The sequence below is a fragment of the Achromobacter marplatensis genome, from assembly GCF_049060505.1.
Lineage (GTDB): Bacteria > Pseudomonadota > Gammaproteobacteria > Burkholderiales > Burkholderiaceae_B > Achromobacter > Achromobacter marplatensis_A.
In genome coordinates this window covers 39,436-55,913 of the sequence record NZ_JBMGRB010000013.1, presented here as the reverse complement: position 1 = coordinate 55,913, position 16,478 = coordinate 39,436, and the positions used below count along the sequence as shown (strand labels likewise).

Annotated in this window: 13 protein-coding genes; 4 read left to right on the top strand and 9 right to left on the bottom strand. The window is 65.2% G+C overall.

Annotation, left to right across the window (positions count from 1 at the left end; genetic code table 11):
- Nucleotides 1–3: 3 nt before the first annotated feature.
- From ACI0FO_RS26435 to ACI0FO_RS26420, 4 genes are all read right to left on the bottom strand, one after another.
- Nucleotides 4–408 carry an ectoine synthase gene (locus tag ACI0FO_RS26435; protein WP_416031609.1) on the bottom strand — a complete coding sequence of 135 codons (405 nt, stop codon included), beginning with the start codon at nt 406–408 and terminating at the stop codon, nt 4–6.
- Entirely contained in the window at nt 405–1,712 is a 1,308-nt protein-coding gene (ectB, locus tag ACI0FO_RS26430) for a diaminobutyrate--2-oxoglutarate transaminase (protein ID WP_416031608.1), read from the bottom strand. Before ectB ends, ACI0FO_RS26435 begins: the two co-directional genes overlap by 4 nt.
- Before the next feature lie 125 nt (nt 1,713–1,837).
- A complete protein-coding gene (ectA, locus tag ACI0FO_RS26425; protein WP_416031607.1) occupies nt 1,838–2,398 on the bottom strand; it encodes a diaminobutyrate acetyltransferase in 561 nt (186 codons plus the stop codon).
- The gene (locus ACI0FO_RS26420; protein ID WP_416031606.1) at nt 2,395–2,946 is read right to left on the bottom strand and encodes a MarR family winged helix-turn-helix transcriptional regulator; all 552 of its coding nucleotides are present in this window, start codon (nt 2,944–2,946) and stop codon (nt 2,395–2,397) included. The genes ectA and ACI0FO_RS26420 overlap by 4 nt, the downstream gene beginning before the upstream one ends.
- A gap of 255 nt (nt 2,947–3,201) precedes the next feature.
- Here ACI0FO_RS26420 and ACI0FO_RS26415 point away from each other — a divergent pair, with 255 nt between their 5' ends.
- The 4 genes from ACI0FO_RS26415 to ACI0FO_RS26400 all read left to right on the top strand — a co-directional run bounded on the left by ACI0FO_RS26415 (nt 3,202) and on the right by ACI0FO_RS26400 (nt 9,388).
- The gene (locus tag ACI0FO_RS26415) at nt 3,202–4,188 is read left to right on the top strand and encodes a MurR/RpiR family transcriptional regulator (protein ID WP_416031605.1); all 987 of its coding nucleotides are present in this window, start codon (nt 3,202–3,204) and stop codon (nt 4,186–4,188) included.
- Complete coding sequence (locus ACI0FO_RS26410) at nt 4,185–5,525, top strand: aspartate aminotransferase family protein (protein ID WP_416031604.1); 1,341 nt, start codon at nt 4,185–4,187, stop codon at nt 5,523–5,525. Before ACI0FO_RS26415 ends, ACI0FO_RS26410 begins: the two co-directional genes overlap by 4 nt.
- A 154-nt stretch (nt 5,526–5,679) precedes the next feature.
- Complete coding sequence (locus ACI0FO_RS26405) at nt 5,680–6,684, top strand: TAXI family TRAP transporter solute-binding subunit (RefSeq protein WP_416031603.1); 1,005 nt, start codon at nt 5,680–5,682, stop codon at nt 6,682–6,684.
- A gap of 85 nt (nt 6,685–6,769) precedes the next feature.
- Entirely contained in the window at nt 6,770–9,388 is a 2,619-nt protein-coding gene (locus tag ACI0FO_RS26400; protein ID WP_416031602.1) for a TRAP transporter permease, read from the top strand.
- Here ACI0FO_RS26400 and ACI0FO_RS26395 read toward each other — a convergent pair whose 3' ends face one another.
- From ACI0FO_RS26395 to parE, 5 genes are all read right to left on the bottom strand, one after another.
- Nucleotides 9,389–10,609 carry a DUF418 domain-containing protein gene (locus ACI0FO_RS26395; RefSeq protein WP_416031601.1) on the bottom strand — a complete coding sequence of 407 codons (1,221 nt, stop codon included), beginning with the start codon at nt 10,607–10,609 and terminating at the stop codon, nt 9,389–9,391.
- Nucleotides 10,606–11,250, bottom strand: a complete 645-nt coding sequence (locus ACI0FO_RS26390; protein ID WP_416031600.1) for a TetR/AcrR family transcriptional regulator — start codon at nt 11,248–11,250, stop codon at nt 10,606–10,608. The genes ACI0FO_RS26395 and ACI0FO_RS26390 overlap by 4 nt, the downstream gene beginning before the upstream one ends.
- Before the next feature lie 144 nt (nt 11,251–11,394).
- On the bottom strand, nt 11,395–13,725 hold the full coding sequence (gene parC / locus ACI0FO_RS26385) for a DNA topoisomerase IV subunit A (RefSeq protein WP_416031599.1): 2,331 nt from the start codon (nt 13,723–13,725) through the stop codon (nt 11,395–11,397).
- Between the two features lie 44 nt (nt 13,726–13,769).
- On the bottom strand, nt 13,770–14,366 hold the full coding sequence (locus ACI0FO_RS26380) for a YcxB family protein (protein ID WP_416031598.1): 597 nt from the start codon (nt 14,364–14,366) through the stop codon (nt 13,770–13,772).
- Nucleotides 14,366–16,327, bottom strand: a complete 1,962-nt coding sequence (gene parE / locus ACI0FO_RS26375) for a DNA topoisomerase IV subunit B (RefSeq protein ID WP_310033256.1) — start codon at nt 16,325–16,327, stop codon at nt 14,366–14,368. The genes ACI0FO_RS26380 and parE overlap by 1 nt, the downstream gene beginning before the upstream one ends.
- Nucleotides 16,328–16,478 lie beyond the last annotated feature (151 nt).

Genomic DNA, 16,478 nt, shown 5'->3' with positions numbered 1-16,478 from the left:
GTTTCAGGCCGCTTTGGCGTGGGCTTCGGGCAGGGCGTAAACGCCCTCTTTGTCATGCACTTCCTGCCCGGTCAGCGGCGGATTGAAGACGCAGATGACGCGCAGCGGCTCCTTGCCGCCGCACAGCCAATGTTCGTCGTTTTCGTTCAGGGCATAGACCACGCCGGGGCCCAGGTCGTACTTCTTGCCGTCGGCGATGGTCTCGATGGAACCGTCGCCTTCAATGCACCACACCGCTTCAAGATGGTTCTTGTAGTGGATGTGGGTGCGGCCGCCCGGGAATATGGTGGTCTCGTGGAAGGAAAAGCCCATTCCGTCTTTCTTCAGCAGCACGCGGCGGCTGACCCAGGTGTCGGTGCGGACTTCATCGGCGGTACCGATCACATCTTTGACGTTGCGTACGATCATTGGCGTTTTCCTCCAAATTTCAGGATTCGGGCAGACTGCCCCTCTTCTGCCAGCGCTTCGGCCACGCTGGCCTCGATCACGTCCAGGCCCTTGCTCAGCAGCTCTTCCTCGATCGTCAACGCCGGCAGCAGCTTCAGCACTTCGTCGTGGGCGCCCGAGGTTTCGATGACGACGCCCTTCTTGAAAGCGTTCTGCGCGATGCGGTTGGCCAGCGCGGGCGTGGCGTTGCACACCAGGCCCTGGATCAGGCCGCGGCCGCGCACCGACAAACCGGCATTGGGATAGCTGTGGACCAGGTTTTCGAGCCAGTCGCGGACCAGGCGCTCTTTGCGCTGGATCTCGGTGGTGAACGCCGTGTTGGCCCAGTAGGTTTCCAGCGCCTGTGTCGCCGTGACGAACGCCAGGTTATTGCCGCGGAAGGTGCCGCTGTGCGCGCCGGGCTTCCAGATGTCCAGTTCGGGCTTCATCAGCACCAGCGACATCGGCAGTCCGAAACCGGAAAGCGACTTCGACAGGGTGATGATGTCCGGACGGATGCCCGCGGCCTCGAAGCTGAAGAACGTGCCGGTACGGCCGCAGCCAACCTGGATATCGTCCACGATCAGCAGCATGTCGTGCCGCTTGCACAGCTTGTCCAGTTCTTTCAGCCAGCGCAGCGTCGCCACGTTGACGCCGCCCTCGCCTTGCACCGTTTCCACGATGACCGCGGCCGGCTTGTCCATGCCGCTGCTGGGATCTTCCAGCATGCGTTCCAGATACGCCATGGTGTCCACGTCCGGACCGAAGTAGCCGTCATAGGGCATGAACGTCGTGTTGCCCAGCGCGTAGCCGGAGGCCTCGCGGAACTTCATGTTGGCCGTCACGGCCAGCGAACCGCCGCTGACGCCATGGAAGCCATGGGTGAACGAAATCACATTAGGGCGGCCCTTGACCTGGCGCGCGATCTTCAGCGCGGCTTCCACGGCGTTGGTGCCGGTGGGGCCGGTGAACTGCAACGTGTACTGCCAGTTGCGCGGCTTGAGCAGCACGCGATCCACCGTCTCCAGGAAACGCTTCTTCGCGCTGGTGGCCATGTCCAGGCCATGGACGACGCCGTCCGACTGCACATACTCCAGCAGCTTTTCCTTGAGAACAGGATTGTTGTGGCCATAGTTCAGCGTGCCGGCGCCGCTGAAGAAATCGATGTACTCGGTGCCGTCCTCATCAATCAGCGTCGAGCCTCGGGCCTGGCTGAATATCACGGGGAACGACCGAATGTAGCCCCGCACCTCTGATTCCATCCGGTCAAAGATTTTCAAGTCCATATGATTAATCCTCCCTTTTCATCTCATAAGTCGACAGACGGCCAGCGTCCCTCCGGATGCGTTGGCGCATTCGGATCGGCAAAGCCATCCCGGTATTTCGATAAGTCCGCTGGGGTTGCGCCGCCCTACGGGGCAGGCAATGCGAACGGGCCTATCCTCAACAACATCTCGTCGTCATGGTCCGCGCCCCCGAACAGTTGCCGGTCGAAGAACGGCTGCTCGGATACGTGGGCGCCAAGCTCGCCGGCCAGGCCGGTGAAGCTGCGGCGCGATGCCTGGTTGTCAGGCCCCACCGTGGTTTCAAGATGACGAACATGCGCGAGCTGCTTGCGTTGCAAGAGTTCGCGAAGCATGGCGCGGCCTAACCGGTGGCCGCGTGCGCGGGCGTGCACCGCGACCTGCCAGACGAACAACACGTCGGGCCGGGCCGGGATCACATAAGCGGAGATAAAACCGTCGATACGTCCGCCGGCACTTTCGGCGATAACGCAGGTGTCGCTGAATTGCTCGCACAGGAGCAAATAGGCATAGAGGGAATTCAGGTCGAGTGGCGGGCACTCGGCAATGAGGCGGTGAATGGCGGCGCCGTCTTTGCGATTGGGCAGACGCATCGTATGGGTCTGCGCGCGAACCGCCGGCGCCACGGCACTTGAGAGAGTAGGTGTATCCAGTTCGACTGTCTTCATGCAACGATTCCCGATTCTGGGGGTGCCCCGCCCGTGGGCACTTCAAGGATGGGCGACGACACGTCGCCATGCGGTTCCGCGGCGACGGCCTGGCCTTCTTGCTCCATCAGCGCCACGATGCGTTCCAGCGACAACGTGATCGTGGCTTGCTCGAGTTCCGGCAAGGCGTTCAGCGCGTCAGCCAGATGCTTCTGCAGCGGCGACGGCGCGCCCTGCGCCAATTCGCGGCCGGCGTCGGTGGCCGTGACAAAGACGATGCGGCGGTCTTCACGCCCGCGTTCCCGGCGGATGAACCCTTTGTCTTCCAGGCGATCCAGGATGCCGACCACCGTGCTCGGGCTGACGTGCATCTCGCGGCTGATGGCGGTGGCCGTCATCGGGCCGTTGGCCATCACCGTGCGCAAGCACATCAGTTGGGGCGCGGTGATGTGGCTGACCGCGGACAACTGGCGCGAGTGCAGTGCGATCGAACGCGTAATGCGGCGCAGGGCTCGCAAGATACGCAGGTCGTACTGCTGTGTCGGATCGGAATGCGCGGGGCTGTTCATGGAAATAAGGGTTCGGTCAAATTGATTTCTACACGAATGATATGCGCACGATTTATTCGAGTCAAACAAAAATCGCCCTGCATGATGTAAATAAATAAACACGGAATTGCAGAAGATGACCGCAGGATTGGCGGACTTGACGTGGCTTCCCCCGGGATGGCGCCCATCGCGCCTCTTAGTGTAAATCCCGATATAAAACATATGTTTTTTACAAAGAACAGGATCTATCATTTGTTTTTTATGACCCGGTAAGCCATGCCCCTGCCCTCCCATATCGCCCAGATACTCCAGGAAAAACTGGAGTCGCTGCCGCCCGAACTGCAACGCGCGGCGCACTGGGTCGTGGCACACCCCGCCGAAGTCGGCTTGTGGTCCATGCGCCGGCAGGCCCAGGCGCTGGGCGTGGCGCCCGCCACCATGTTGCGTCTGGCGCGCGCGATTGGCTATGCCAGCTACGAGGATTTCCGGCAACCGTTCCAGCAGGCGCTTGCAAGTCCGGCCAATCCCGGGCTGCGCGACCGCGCCGCGGCCCTGCAGGCCGCCGCCGACGCCCCGGATTCGCCCGGCGCCCCTGGCCACGACGTACTGACCGACTACCAGATTCAGGCCATGAGTTCGGTCTGCACCTTGAATCCGCCGGGCGCGTTCGACGCTGCCGTGCAGACCCTGCTGAACGCCCGCCAGGTCGGATTCCTGGGCACCCGGTCGGCGTTTGGCATCGCGTTCCAGATGCGCTACGCGTATCAGCTGGTGCGCCGCAACAGCGTGCTTATCGACGGCCTGGGCGGCGCGCCTGCCGAGCAGGCCGACAATCTGGACGCTGGCGACGCGCTGATCGTTATCTCGCAGGCCCCCTACCCCACGGCCACGGTGCAACTGGCGCGCCAAGCCGCCCAACGCGGCGTCGCGCTGATCGCGCTGACCGACGACCCGCTGTCGCCGCTGGCTGTCGAAGCCCGGCACACGCTGCGCTTTGCGCCGCCCGACCGCGACGGCGTCCAGGCGCGGCCCGCGCGGCATGGGCCGGGGTCGTTCTTCCACACCACCGCAGGCCTGCTGGGCCTGGCCGAACACCTGATTGCGCGCCTGACAGCCCGCGGCGGCGCCGACGTCCTGAATCGCCTGACGGAAGTCGAAGCACGGCTGCGCACCGACAACGTCTACTGGACCGCTCCCGCCTCGCGGCGTCCGGGTTCACCGCCCTTCCATCCCCCTCTACCACGCATCGCGGAATTGCCATGAGCCCAACCCACGTCTTGCATCGATCGTTACGCCAAACGCCGCCCGTCGCCGTCCACGGCCAGGGCGTGTGGATCCACGACAGCGCCGGCCGCGCCTATCTCGACGGATCAGGCGGCGCGGCGGTTTCCTGCCTGGGGCACAATCACCCCGACGTCCAGGCCGCCATGCACGCGCAAATCGACGCGCTGGCTTACGCCCACACCAGCTTTTTCACGACTGAAGTCGCCGAGCAGTTGGCCGACCGCCTGGTGGCCGATGCCCCCGAGGGCATTTCACACGCCTATTTCGTGTCGGGCGGCTCCGAAGCCGTGGAAGCGGCGTTGAAGATGGCGCGCCAGTACTTTGTGGAAACCGGCCAGCCGGAACGCCGTCATATCGTGGCGCGGCGCCAGAGCTACCACGGCAACACGCTGGGTGCATTGGCGGTGGGCGGCAACGCCTGGCGCCGTGCGCAATTCGCGCCGCTGCTGATCGACGTGGAACACGTCTCGCCCTGCTACGCCTACCGCGACCAGCGCCCGGACGAAAGCGCCGAGCAATACGGCAAGCGCCTGGCCGACGAACTGGACCAGACCTTTGAAAAACTGGGCGCCGGCACGGTGATGGCTTTCGTGGCCGAGCCCGTGGTTGGAGCAACCTCTGGCGCCGTGACGGCCGTGCCCGGCTATTTCCGCCGGATCCGCGAAGTGTGCGACCGCCACGGCGTGCTGCTCATCGCCGATGAAGTGATGTGCGGCATGGGCCGCACCGGCACGCTCTACGCCGTAGAGCAGGAAGGCATCGTCCCCGACCTGATCACCATCGCCAAGGGCCTGGGCGGCGGGTACCAGCCGATTGGCGCCGTGATGGCGCAGCAGCGCATCGTGGACGCCATGCAGCAAGGCAGCGGGTTCTTCCAACATGGCCACACCTATCTGGGCCACGCTATCGCTTGCGCCGCCTCGCTCGCCGTGCAGGACGTGATTCGGCGCGACAACCTGCTGGCGCGGGTGCGCGAACAAGGCGCGGGCTTGCGCCAGCGGCTGGAACACGCCCTGGGCGAGCATCCGCACGTGGGCGATATCCGCGGCCGCGGCCTGTTCATGGGTATCGAACTGGTGCAGGACCGTGGCACGAAGCAGACATTCGACCCCGCCTTGACGCTGCACGCGCGGATCAAGCGCGAAGCCATGGCCCGCGGCCTGATGGTCTACCCGATGGGCGGGACCATCGATGGCCGCCAGGGCGACCACGTGTTGCTGGCTCCGCCCTTCATCATCTCCGACGACGAACTGGACCAACTGACCGAACGCCTGGCTGGCGCCATCGACGCCGCCATTGCGCAGGCCCGCGCCTAGCGCCCGCCTGCACGCGCGGCGGGGGGATCCGCCGCGCGCCGCCCGCCTTGCGGGCACGTGATGATTCGCACAGGACGTCCCGCAGGCTCGCGGGGCGGCCCGACCGCCGGCAAAGACCGGCAAATCACGGGGAAAAACCCCATAAGGAGTTTGCATGACCACGTCCGTCAAACATCCCTTGGGCCATCGCAACGCCTGGACGCTTGCTGCGGCAGGCTTGGCCACGGCATTGCTGTCCATGGCGTCGGCGCCCGCCGCCGCCCAACAAAAGTTCGTCAGCATCGGCACAGGCGGCGTCACCGGCGTCTACTATGCCGCGGGTGGCGCCATTTGCCGCCTGGTCAACAAGGACCGCGCCACGCACGGCATCCGCTGTTCGGTGGAATCCACCGGCGGCTCGGTGTTCAACGCCAACACCATCAAGGCAGGCGAACTCGACCTGGGCGTCGTGCAATCCGACGTCGGCTTCAACGCCTACAACGGCGAAGGCCAATTCAAGCAAGCCGGGCCCTATCCGAAATTGCGGTCCGTATTCTCTCTTCACCCTGAACCCTTCACCGTCGTCACCCGCAAAGACGCGAACATCACGCGCTTCGAGGATTTGAAGGGCAAGCGCTTCAACGTCGGCAACCCGGGCTCGGGCACGCGCGCGTCGATGGAGGAGCTGTTGGCCACCATGGGCTGGACGCTGAAGGACTTCTCGCTGGCCTCGGAACTGCGCCCCGACGAACACGGTTCCGCCGTGTGCGACGGCAAGATCGACGGCTTCTTCTACGGCGTGGGCCACCCGTCGGCCAACATCCAGGACCCCACCACCAGCTGCGGCGCCAAGCTGGTCTCGCTGACCGGCCCGGCGGTGGACAAGCTGGTCGAAAAGTACCCGTACTACGCCCACGCCACGATCCCGGCCGGGCTGTATCCGAACAACCCCGCCGAAACCAAGACGTATGGCGTCACGGCCACGTTCGTCACGTCGGCCGACGTGCCGGACGCTACGGTCTACACGGTGGTCAAAGCCGTGTTCGACAACTTCGACGACTTCAAGAAGCTGCATCCGGCATTCGCCAACCTGAAGCCGGCGGACATGGTGAAGAACGGCTTGTCGGCGCCGCTGCATCCCGGGGCTGAAAAGTACTTCAAGGAAAAGGGCCTGCTGTAAAGCCTTCGGCCAGCGCGCGCGCTGCGCGCTTGGACGCATCGCGCGCCGCTCTGCCGGCGCGCGCCATGATACGTAGGGGAATTTCATGACAAAAGAGCCGCACACGCCGGCCCCGGACCTGGAACAGCTTGTCGCCGACGCCGACCGCGGCGGCCGCAACGTGGGCGGTGTCGCCGGCGCCACGCTGGCCGCGGGCGCGCTGATCTGGTCCTTCTTCCAACTCTGGTATGCGTCGCCGCTGCCGTTCTCGTTCAATTGGGGCATCTTCAACGACACCGAGGCGCGCGCGCTGCATCTGGGCGTTGCGATGTTCCTGGGCTATTTGGCGTATCCGGCCAGCAAACGGTCCGCGCGCGACCGCATGCCCTGGTATGACTGGGTCCTGGCGCTGGCCGCCGGCTTTTGCGGCAGCTATCTGTACGTCTTCTATAACGAATTGGCCGGCCGCCCCGGACAGCCCACGCCGATGGATGTGGCAACGGCGGTGATCGGCCTGGCGCTGCTGCTGGAAGTGACGCGTCGCGCGCTCGGCCTGCCCATGACCGTGCTGGGACTGGTGTTCGTGGCCTATGCCCTGGCGGGCCCCTGGCTGCCCGACGTGCTGGCCCACCGCGGCGCGTCGCTCGAACGCCTGATGTCGCACATGTGGCTGACCACCGAAGGCGTGTATGGCGTGGCGCTGGGCGTGTCGGTCTCGTACATCTTCATTTTCGTGCTGCTGGGCTCACTGCTGGACAAGTGCGGCGCGGGCAATTACATGATGCAGGTCTCGTTCGCGCTGTTGGGTCATCTGCGAGGCGGGCCGGCCAAGGTGGCCGTCGTGTCATCCGCGGTCAACGGCCTGGTGTCTGCATCGTCGGTGGCCAATGTGGTCACCGGCGGCATCTTCACGATCCCCCTCATGAAGAAGGCCGGCTATGGCGGCGTGCGGGCCGGCGCGATCGAGACCGCATCATCCGTCAACGGCCAGATCATGCCTCCGGTCATGGGCGCGGCCGCCTTCCTGATGATCGAATACGTCGGCATCCCTTACACGGACATCATCCGCCACGCGATCCTGCCAGCCTCGATCTCCTACATCGCACTGTTCTACATCGTCCATCTTGAAGCGCTGAAGTTGGGCATCCAACCGATGATGGCCGCAGGGCCCGCGCGCACGCCGCTGCAGAAACTGGCGGGATGGGGCATGGGCATCAGCGGCACGCTGCTGGTGATGGGTGCGGCCTATTGGATTGGCACCGGCGTGCAGGCGCTGGCGGGCGCCGCGGCCATCTGGGTGCTGCTGGCGATACTGGCGGCGCTCTACCTGTGGCTGCTGCGCGTCGCCGCGGCGCATCCTGACCTGCCGCAGGACATCGACGTCAATCATCCCGTGCGGCCCCAGCCTTGGCCCACCGTGCGCGCCGGGCTGTATTTCCTGATCCCGATCGGCATCCTGGTGTGGTGCCTGAGCGTGGAGGAACTGTCCGCAGGCCTCTCCGCTTTCTGGGCGGCAATGGCGATGCTGTTCCAGATGGTGACGCAGCGCCCACTGATCGCCTGGTTCCGCAAGCAGGAAGCGGCCCCGGCATGGCGCCAGGGCTGGCGTGACGCCATCGGCGGCCTGCAGGATGGCGCGCGCAACATGATCGGCATCGCGATCGCGTGCGGCACGGCCGGCCTGATCGTCGGCGCCATCACGTTGACCGGCCTGGGCCTGCGCATGACCGCCTTCGTCGAACTGGTGTCGATGGGCAACGTGCTGCTGATGCTGATCTTCACGGCGCTGGTCTGCCTGGTCCTGGGCCTGGGCATGCCCACGACCGCGAACTACATCCTGATGGCGACCTTGATGGCGCCGGTCGTCGTGGAACTGGGCGCGCAAAACGGCCTGGTCATCCCGCTGATCGCCGTGCATATGTTCGTGTTCTATTACGGCATCATGGCCGATATCACGCCGCCCGTAGGCCTGGCCACGTTCGCGGCGGCGGCAATATCGGGGGAAGACCCCATCAAGACCGGCATCCAGGGAGTGACCTACGCCGCGCGCACCGCCATTTTGCCGTTCATGTTCGTGTTCAATCCGACCCTGCTGCTGATCGACGTCAACTACGGCTGGGAACTGGCGCTGGTCGTGGCGGGCGCGACGTTGGCCTCCTTGACCTTCGCGGCGGCCACCATGCGGTGGTTCCGCACGCGCTGCACCTGGGCCGAAGTAGGCGTACTGCTGCTTGCGACGTTCATGCTGTTCCGTCCCGATTGGTTCATGGACCACCTGGCGCCGCAATACGAAAGCCGTCCCGCCACCGACATGCTGGCCATCGCCGGCGCACTACCGGACAACGGCCGCCTGACCGTGGTGTTGCGGGGAATCAATCTGGAAGGCGATGAGCTGACCAAGACCGTCGCCGTCGCCCTGCCGGCGCTGGAGACGGGCGCCCAGGCGCCAGACGCCGGACGCCGGCGCTTGGCCGAGGCCGGAGTGACGTTGATGAGCCTGGGCGACCAGACCCAGATCGGCGGCGTCCGGTTCGGCAGCCGCGCCCAACGCTCGGGCTGGGAGCAAGGCTGGGACGTGCTGGAAGTGAAAGCGCCGAATCCGCAGCGCTGGTCGGACCATTGGGTTTACCTGCCCGCGTTACTGCTGTTGGCCGGGATGTGGATGCGGCAAGGCAGGCGGGACGGCGGCGCCGCGATCGGGCGGCTGCGCGCCCGATCGGCGTGATCACTGCGCGCGTGGCCGGCGCCAGGGCGGCAACGCCCCGATGGTCAGCGCGCGCAGGAACCATTCCACCGGGCCATAGGCATGCCGGCGCAGCCACCAGGCGGACAACGGCAGCTGCGCCGCAAAAATGGCCACCGCGATGCCGGTGGCGGTCAGCGGCGACACCGCCCCGAACAGCCGCAAGCCCCACCCCGTGAACAGGACGGCGCACACGACCGACTGCATCAGATAGTTGGTCAGCGCCATCCGGCCCGCTGGCGCCAGCCAGACACCCACGAACCCAAGCGCCCGCGTCCGCAGGGCCAGCAGGAAGGCGGCGGCGTAAGACATGCTTAGCAGCGGCGCGGTCAGCAAGTCCGCCGCCAAGCCGGGAAGTTCCCAGGCAGCGCCGGCAAAGGGTAGCGACGCGGTGGCATACAACGCCGAACCGGCCAACCCCGGCAGCAGCCCCAAGGCGCACAGCAGACCCAGCACGCGGGGCTGCCGCCAAGGATTCGCCAACGCCTCCCGCCTGCCCAGCGCATAGCCGACCAGGAACATCGCAAAGACGAACGGCCCCTGCACGAACAGGATCGTGAACCAGACGGTCTCGGTCAATTCCTTGATGTGCTGCGCGATCGTCGTGCCGATGGTGCCACGGTAGGCTTCGATGGAAGCCAGCGCTTCCGCTTTGTATAGCGCCTGGTAGCCGGCGGGCACGGGATCCACGAAACTCAAGAACCCCAGAATGGCCCAAACCGCCGCGGCCAGTACGATCAGCCACACCGCGACGCGCAGCGCGCGCTTGGGCGCCATCCCGCGGCAAAGCAGCAACCCCAGGCCCAGCAGCGCATAGGTCAGCAGGATATCGCCTTGGTAGAACAGCACGGCATGCGCCGCGCCCAACAACGCCAGTCCGGCCAACCGCCGCAGGAAGCGCGGCGCAAAGGCCGCCCGGCTACGCTCGGCCGCCGCCATCTGCAACGTGAAGCTATAGCCGAACAGGAAGGAAAACAGCAGATAGAACTTGGTCTCGAACAGCCATGCGATCACCCAGCGCACAGCCACGTCCAACGGACGGGAATAGGCCGGGTCGGTAATGCCTGCGCCATAGAACGGCGACGAGAACACACCGATGTTCACGATCAGGATGCCGAAGAGCGCAAAGCCGCGCAACGCGTCTACATGGGCCAGGCGGTCGGGGGCTTGAGGGACGGCATGGGATTGAACGGCGGCGGTCATGCGCGGCCCTTCGCGGCGGGGCGGCGCCGGGGCGCGGAGTTTTGCGGTGTCGCGGCGGAAGGCAGACTGCATTCCAGGGCCTGGTCCAGCAAACTGGCGGCAGCCTCGGCGCCAAAAGCGGGGTCCACCACCGACCGGCTGTAGACGCCATCAAGCAGCAGCAACAGCGCGTCCGCCATCTGCGCCAACGGCCTTGGGGCGTCCTGCCCTTTCCAGACCGCCGCAAGCAAGGACAACAGGCCGGCCTTGCGCTCGGCCTCGTTCGCCATCACCAAAGCATGCACACGGGGGTTGCGCACTGCCTCGGCCAGCACTTCCATCCCCAGGCGCACAAAGGCGGGATCCTGATACAGGGCCAATTGCCCGTCCACCCACTCCCGCAGCGCTTGACTCGCATCCGGCGCCGCGCCCGCAGCCCGCATCCGCGACCGGATGTCGTCGGTGTCCGAGGCGATCAGCGCTTCGATGATGTCGGCCTTGCTGGCGTAGTAATGGAAAAGGTTGCCCGGGCTCATCGCGGCCCGCTTGCAGATCTGCGCGGTCGAGGTTGCATGGAAGCCGTGTTCGGCAAAGCAGTGCGCCGCGGCCTCCAGGATGTGGAGGCGGCGTTCCTGCTGCTTGATGGGATCGGTTTTGCGCATCGATTATTAATAGACTGATTGATCTATCTATTAAATATCAATGTCCCGAATCCGGTCAAGAAAAAAGCGGGCCATCCGGCCCGCCCTTTCCTGATCGCCCATCGGCGCAATCGGCGAAGGCCCGATCGCGTCTCTGAAGCGCCATCACCCCAGCACAGGCGACAACACCGGCTGTTTGGGGCGCACATCCAACTGGCGTCCCTTGCGCGCGCGCTTGCCCACATAAGGGGCCAGCGCATCGCCAACCAAGATATCCTCGGTGACCTTGTTGCGGTAGATACCCGTGGCGCGCAGGCCACGGGCGCCGATCGGCACTGTCTGGTCCAATTTGTCCGAGGCATCCAGGCCCATCAGGATCGTGCCGCGTCCGCCGCCGGACAGCGACTTGCACTCGTCCAGGCCGAAGACCAGGAACTTGCCCTTGGCCGACAGCAACGCCAACTGCGTGGCGCCGTCGAACAGCGGCACCGGGCGCAGCATTTCATCGCCCGCTTCCAGCGTGATGAATTGCTTGCCGGCGCGCTGGCGGCTGACCATGTCGGACAGCTTCGCCGCAAAGCCGTAGCCGCCGCGCGTGGCCAGCAGCCAACGCGTATCGGGCGCCGCGGCGATGGTATGCACGATGCGCGTGCCGGATTCCAGGTCGATCATGGTGGTGACCGGCTGGCCGTCGCCACGCGCCGAGGGCAGCCCGCCGACCGGCACGGAATACACCCGGCCGTTGTCGCCCATCGCGATCAGCGTGTCAGTAGTGCGGCATTCAAAGGCGCCGTAAAGATCGTCGCCCTGCTTGAAGCCGAATTGCGAGGCGTCGTGGCCGTGGCCTTGGCGCGCGCGCAGCCAGCCCTTTTGCGACACGACGACGGTGACGGGTTCGTCCAGCACCTTGGTTTCAAGCACGGCGCGTTCGGCCGTCTCGATCAGCGTGCGGCGGTCATCGCCGTACTGCTTGGCGTCGGCCTCGATTTCCTTGATCAGCAGGCGCTTGAGCGTCGCCGGATTGTCCAGCAGCTCTTGCAACGAGATCTGATCTTTGCGCTTATCGGCCAATTCCTGCTCGATCTTGAAGCCTTCAAGACGGGCCAGTTGGCGCAAGCGCATTTCCAGGATGTCCTCGGCCTGGCGCTCCGACAGCTTGAAGCGTTCCATCAGCGCGGCGCGGGGCTCGTCGGATTCGCGGATCGTCTGGATGACTTCGTCCACGTTCAGGTAGACCAGCATGCGGCCTTCCAGCACGTGGATGCGGTCGGTGACCTTGTCCAGGCGGAAACGCGTGCGGCGCACGACCGTGTTGGTGCGGAATGCCACCCATTCGACCAGGATGTCGCGCAGGCCTTTCTGGCGCGGCCGGCCGTCGGTGCCAATGCACACCAGGTTGATCGACGAACTGCTTTCCATGCTGGTCTGCGCCAGCAGCGTGTTGACGAATTCGTCGCGGTCCACGCGCGAGGTCTTCGGTTCGAAGACAAGACGCACCGCGGCATCCTTGCCGGATTCGTCGCGAACGGCGTCCAGCAGGTTCAGCATGACCGCCTTGGCCTGCGTCTGCTCGGGCGTCAGGCTCTTCTTGCCCGACTTGACCTTGGGATTGGTGATTTCCTCGATCTCTTCCAGGACCTTCTGGCCCGACGTGCCCGGCGGCAGTTCGGTGATCACCAGTTGCCATTGGCCGCGCGCCATTTCCTCGAACTGCCAGCGCGCGCGGACTTTCAGCGAGCCTCGCCCCCCGCCATAGATCTGCGCGATATCCGCAGCGGGCGTAATGATCTGGCCGCCGCCGGCGAAGTCGGGGCCCGGGATCATGGCGTGCAGCTCCGCGTCCGGCAATTGCGGGTGCTTGATCAGCGCCACGCACGCCTGGGCCACTTCACGCAGGTTGTGCGACGGAATTTCAGTGGCCATGCCGACCGCGATACCGGACGCGCCGTTCAGCAGCATCACCGGCAAGCGGGCCGGCAGCATCTGCGGCTCTTGCTGGCTGCCGTCGTAGTTGGGCACGAAGTCCACCGTGCCCTCGTCCAGCTCGTCCAGCAACAGCTTGGCGATAGGCGTCAGGCGGGCCTCGGTGTATCGCATCGCGGCGGCGTTGTCGCCGTCGCGCGAACCGAAGTTGCCCTGGCCGTCGATCAGCGGATAGCGCAGCGAAAAATCCTGCGCCATGCGCACCATGGCGTCGTAGGCCGCCTGGTCGCCGTGCGGGTGATATTTACCAAGCACGTCGCCCACGACGCGCGCAGACTTCACGGGCTTGGCGCCTGCGGCAAGGCCCATGGCCTGCATGGCGAACAGGATGCGGCGCTGCACGGGCTTCTGCCCGTCGCCTACATCAGGCAAGGCGCGGCCGCGCACAACGGAAACCGCGTAGTCCAGATAGGCCTGCTCGGCGTAGCGCGCAAGCGTGATGGCCGCGTTGGCGTCGCCATCGCCGTCAGGCGGAGTGGGGTCGAATAAGCCGGGTTGATTGCTGTCGGTCATGATGGTTCAGGTAGACAAATTCATCGAAACGGCGTCAGTGCGCCTCAAGCGGACGGCGCCAGCTGCGTATCGGCGACATGCGCGCGCAACTGCGCGCGCACCGCCTCCAACGTAGCGGCGTCCTGGCCGCGCTTGGGAATGATCACGCCCTGCAAGGTGCCCAGGATGACGTATAGATGCTGCGGGGTTTCTTCAACCCGACGGATATCGGACCAGTCCATGCGCCCGGAGGCGCTGGCGGTCGTGTCAAGGATGCCCTCGGCCCCGAAGTCCAGCTGATGCCGGCCCAGAAACAGGTCATCGGGCTGCTTTTTCAGCATCCGCCGCGTGTTCATCTTGACCAGCGGCGGCAGCGCGAACTCGTAGGCCAGCGCCAGCAGCGCCAGGATGCCCAGCCCCACCGCCAGCCCCTCGAAGTACACGGGCAGTATCCGCCCCCAGTCCGGCCCTTTGCCGTCCCAGGTCTGCCAGATCAGGTAGGCCAGCAAGGCCACGATCATCAGGACCGCGAAACGCAGATGGGACCGGTACCGGCGGCGGCGCAATTCAGGCCGTTTGTACACGTAGGCCGCGAATTCCGCGTAGTCGTCGGCGGTCATGTCGACGGTCATCCGGGTTTGGCCGGGTATGGCGGACGTCATCAGATATCCAGCTCCGCCAGGTTGCCCTTTTCTTCGATCCAGGCGCGGCGTTGCGACGATTCGCCCTTGCCCATCAGCATGTCGAACATGCGGGTGGTGTCTTCGGGGGTCTGGTCGCCATAGCCCACAGGCAGCAAGCGGCGCGTGTCCGGGTTCATCGTGGTTTCCCACAATTGCTCGGGGTTCATTTCGCCCAGGCCCTTGAAGCGGCTGACCGCCCAGGCGCCTTCCCGCACGCCTTCCTTGCGCAGTTTGTCCTGCGCGGCTTCAAGCTCGCCTTCGTCCAGGCAGTAGATCTTGCGGGCCGGGCGCTTGCCCTGCGCCGGCACGTCCAGGCGAAACAGCGGCGGCTTGGCCACATACACGTTTCCGGCTTCGACGAGCTTGGGAAAGTGCTTGTAGAACAAGGTCAGCAGCAGGACCTGGATGTGCGAACCGTCGACGTCGGCGTCCGACAGGATGCAGATGCGGCCGTAGCGCAGGCCCGACAGGTCCGGCGTGTCGCCGGGGCCGTGGGGATCCACGCCGATCGCGACCGAAATGTCGTGGATTTCATTGTTGGCGAAGAGACGGTCACGATCCACTTCCCACGAATTCAGCACTTTGCCTCGCAGCGGCAGGATGGCCTGGAATTCCTTGTCGCGGCCCATCTTGGCGGAACCGCCCGCAGAGTCGCCCTCGACCAGAAAGACCTCGGTGCGGGTCGCGTCGCTGGATTCGCAATCGGTCAGTTTGCCGGGCAACACCGCCACGCCGGAACTCTTGCGCTTTTCGACCTTTTGCGCGGAACGCTGGCGCGCCTGGGCTTGGCGGATCGCCAATTCAGCAAGCTTCTTGCCGTACTCCACATTGCTGTGCAGCCACAGGTCTAGCGCGCTCTTGGAAAAGCCGCCTACCAGGCGCACCGCGTCGCGGCTGTTCAGGCGTTCTTTGATCTGCCCCTGGAATTGCGGGTCCAGCACCTTGGCCGACAGCACGAAGCTGGCGCGGGCGAACACGTCTTCAGGCAGCAGCTTCACGCCTTTGGGCAGCAGGCTGTGCAATTCGGCAAAGCCTTTCACCGCGCCGAACAGGCCTTCGCGCAGCCCCGATTCGTGGGTGCCGCCGGCCGGTGTCGGAATCAGGTTGACGTATGACTCGCGCACGGCGTTGCTGTCTTCGGTCCAGGCCACCACCCATTGCGCGCCCTCGCCTTCGGCGAAGTTTTCGTGGTCGGCGCCCGCGTATTGCTGGCCTTCGAAGAACGGCACCATCAGTTCAGCGCCGGTCAGCGCCTCGGCCAGGTAGCCGCGCAGGCCGTCCTGGTATTGCCAGGTCTTGGTGTCGCCGGATTTCTCGTTGACCAGCGTGACCTTGACGCCGGGCAGCAGCACGGCCTTGCTGCGCAGCAGGTGCGTCAGTTCGCCCAACGGAATGTTCGGGCTGTCGAAGTATTTCGCGTCTGGCCAGACACGCACGCGGGTGCCCGACTTCTTGCGCCCGCCCTGGTCATACGGCGCCAGCGGTTCGGCGACATCGCCGCCCTTGAATACCAGCCGGTTGACCGCGCCGTCGCGCCACACCACCACTTCGAGCCGGGTGGACAGCGCATTGGTGACGGACACGCCCACGCCGTGCAGGCCGCCGGAAAACGCATAGGCCCCGCCGCCCGCCTTGTCGAACTTGCCGCCCGCATGCAGGCGCGTGAAGACCAGCTCCACGACGGGAGCCCCTTCTTCGGGGTGCAGGCCGACGGGAATGCCCCGCCCGTCGTCCTCGACGGACACGCTGCCGTCAATATGCAGCGTGACCTGTATCTGTTTGCCGTAACCGGCCAGGGCCTCGTCTGCGGCGTTATCAATGACCTCTTGCACGACGTGCAGCGGGTTTTCGGTGCGGGTGTACATGCCCGGGCGCTGGCGCACGGGCTCCAGCCCCTTCAGGACGCGAATGGACGCCTCGGTGTAACGTGGAGTGGCCAAGTTATCCCCAACATCTGTGGAAAAAAACCGACATTTTACGGATAAGCCTAGATTCTGCGCGGCTCCCAGTGGGATGCGCACGACCTGACCAGCTCCGAATTCGGTAGGATGATGACAGTCACAGCCAGCGCGCCCGGGTTCAATCACCCGG

What these genes read in the sequence shown, in the direction of transcription:
- ACI0FO_RS26380 (WP_416031598.1), bottom strand. Translation starts at nt 14,366, where the DNA reads ATGACGTCCGCCATACCCGGCCAAACCCGGATGACCGTCGACATGACC.
- ACI0FO_RS26410 (WP_416031604.1), top strand. Translation starts at nt 4,185, where the DNA reads ATGAGCCCAACCCACGTCTTGCATCGATCGTTACGCCAAACGCCGCCC.
- ectA (WP_416031607.1), bottom strand. Translation starts at nt 2,398, where the DNA reads ATGAAGACAGTCGAACTGGATACACCTACTCTCTCAAGTGCCGTGGCG.
- ACI0FO_RS26395 (WP_416031601.1), bottom strand. Translation starts at nt 10,609, where the DNA reads ATGACCGCCGCCGTTCAATCCCATGCCGTCCCTCAAGCCCCCGACCGC.
- ACI0FO_RS26400 (WP_416031602.1), top strand. Translation starts at nt 6,770, where the DNA reads ATGACAAAAGAGCCGCACACGCCGGCCCCGGACCTGGAACAGCTTGTC.
- ACI0FO_RS26415 (WP_416031605.1), top strand. Translation starts at nt 3,202, where the DNA reads ATGCCCCTGCCCTCCCATATCGCCCAGATACTCCAGGAAAAACTGGAG.
- ACI0FO_RS26420 (WP_416031606.1), bottom strand. Translation starts at nt 2,946, where the DNA reads ATGAACAGCCCCGCGCATTCCGATCCGACACAGCAGTACGACCTGCGT.
- ACI0FO_RS26405 (WP_416031603.1), top strand. Translation starts at nt 5,680, where the DNA reads ATGACCACGTCCGTCAAACATCCCTTGGGCCATCGCAACGCCTGGACG.
- ectB (WP_416031608.1), bottom strand. Translation starts at nt 1,712, where the DNA reads ATGGACTTGAAAATCTTTGACCGGATGGAATCAGAGGTGCGGGGCTAC.
- parC (WP_416031599.1), bottom strand. Translation starts at nt 13,725, where the DNA reads ATGACCGACAGCAATCAACCCGGCTTATTCGACCCCACTCCGCCTGAC.
- ACI0FO_RS26435 (WP_416031609.1), bottom strand. Translation starts at nt 408, where the DNA reads ATGATCGTACGCAACGTCAAAGATGTGATCGGTACCGCCGATGAAGTC.
- ACI0FO_RS26390 (WP_416031600.1), bottom strand. Translation starts at nt 11,250, where the DNA reads ATGCGCAAAACCGATCCCATCAAGCAGCAGGAACGCCGCCTCCACATC.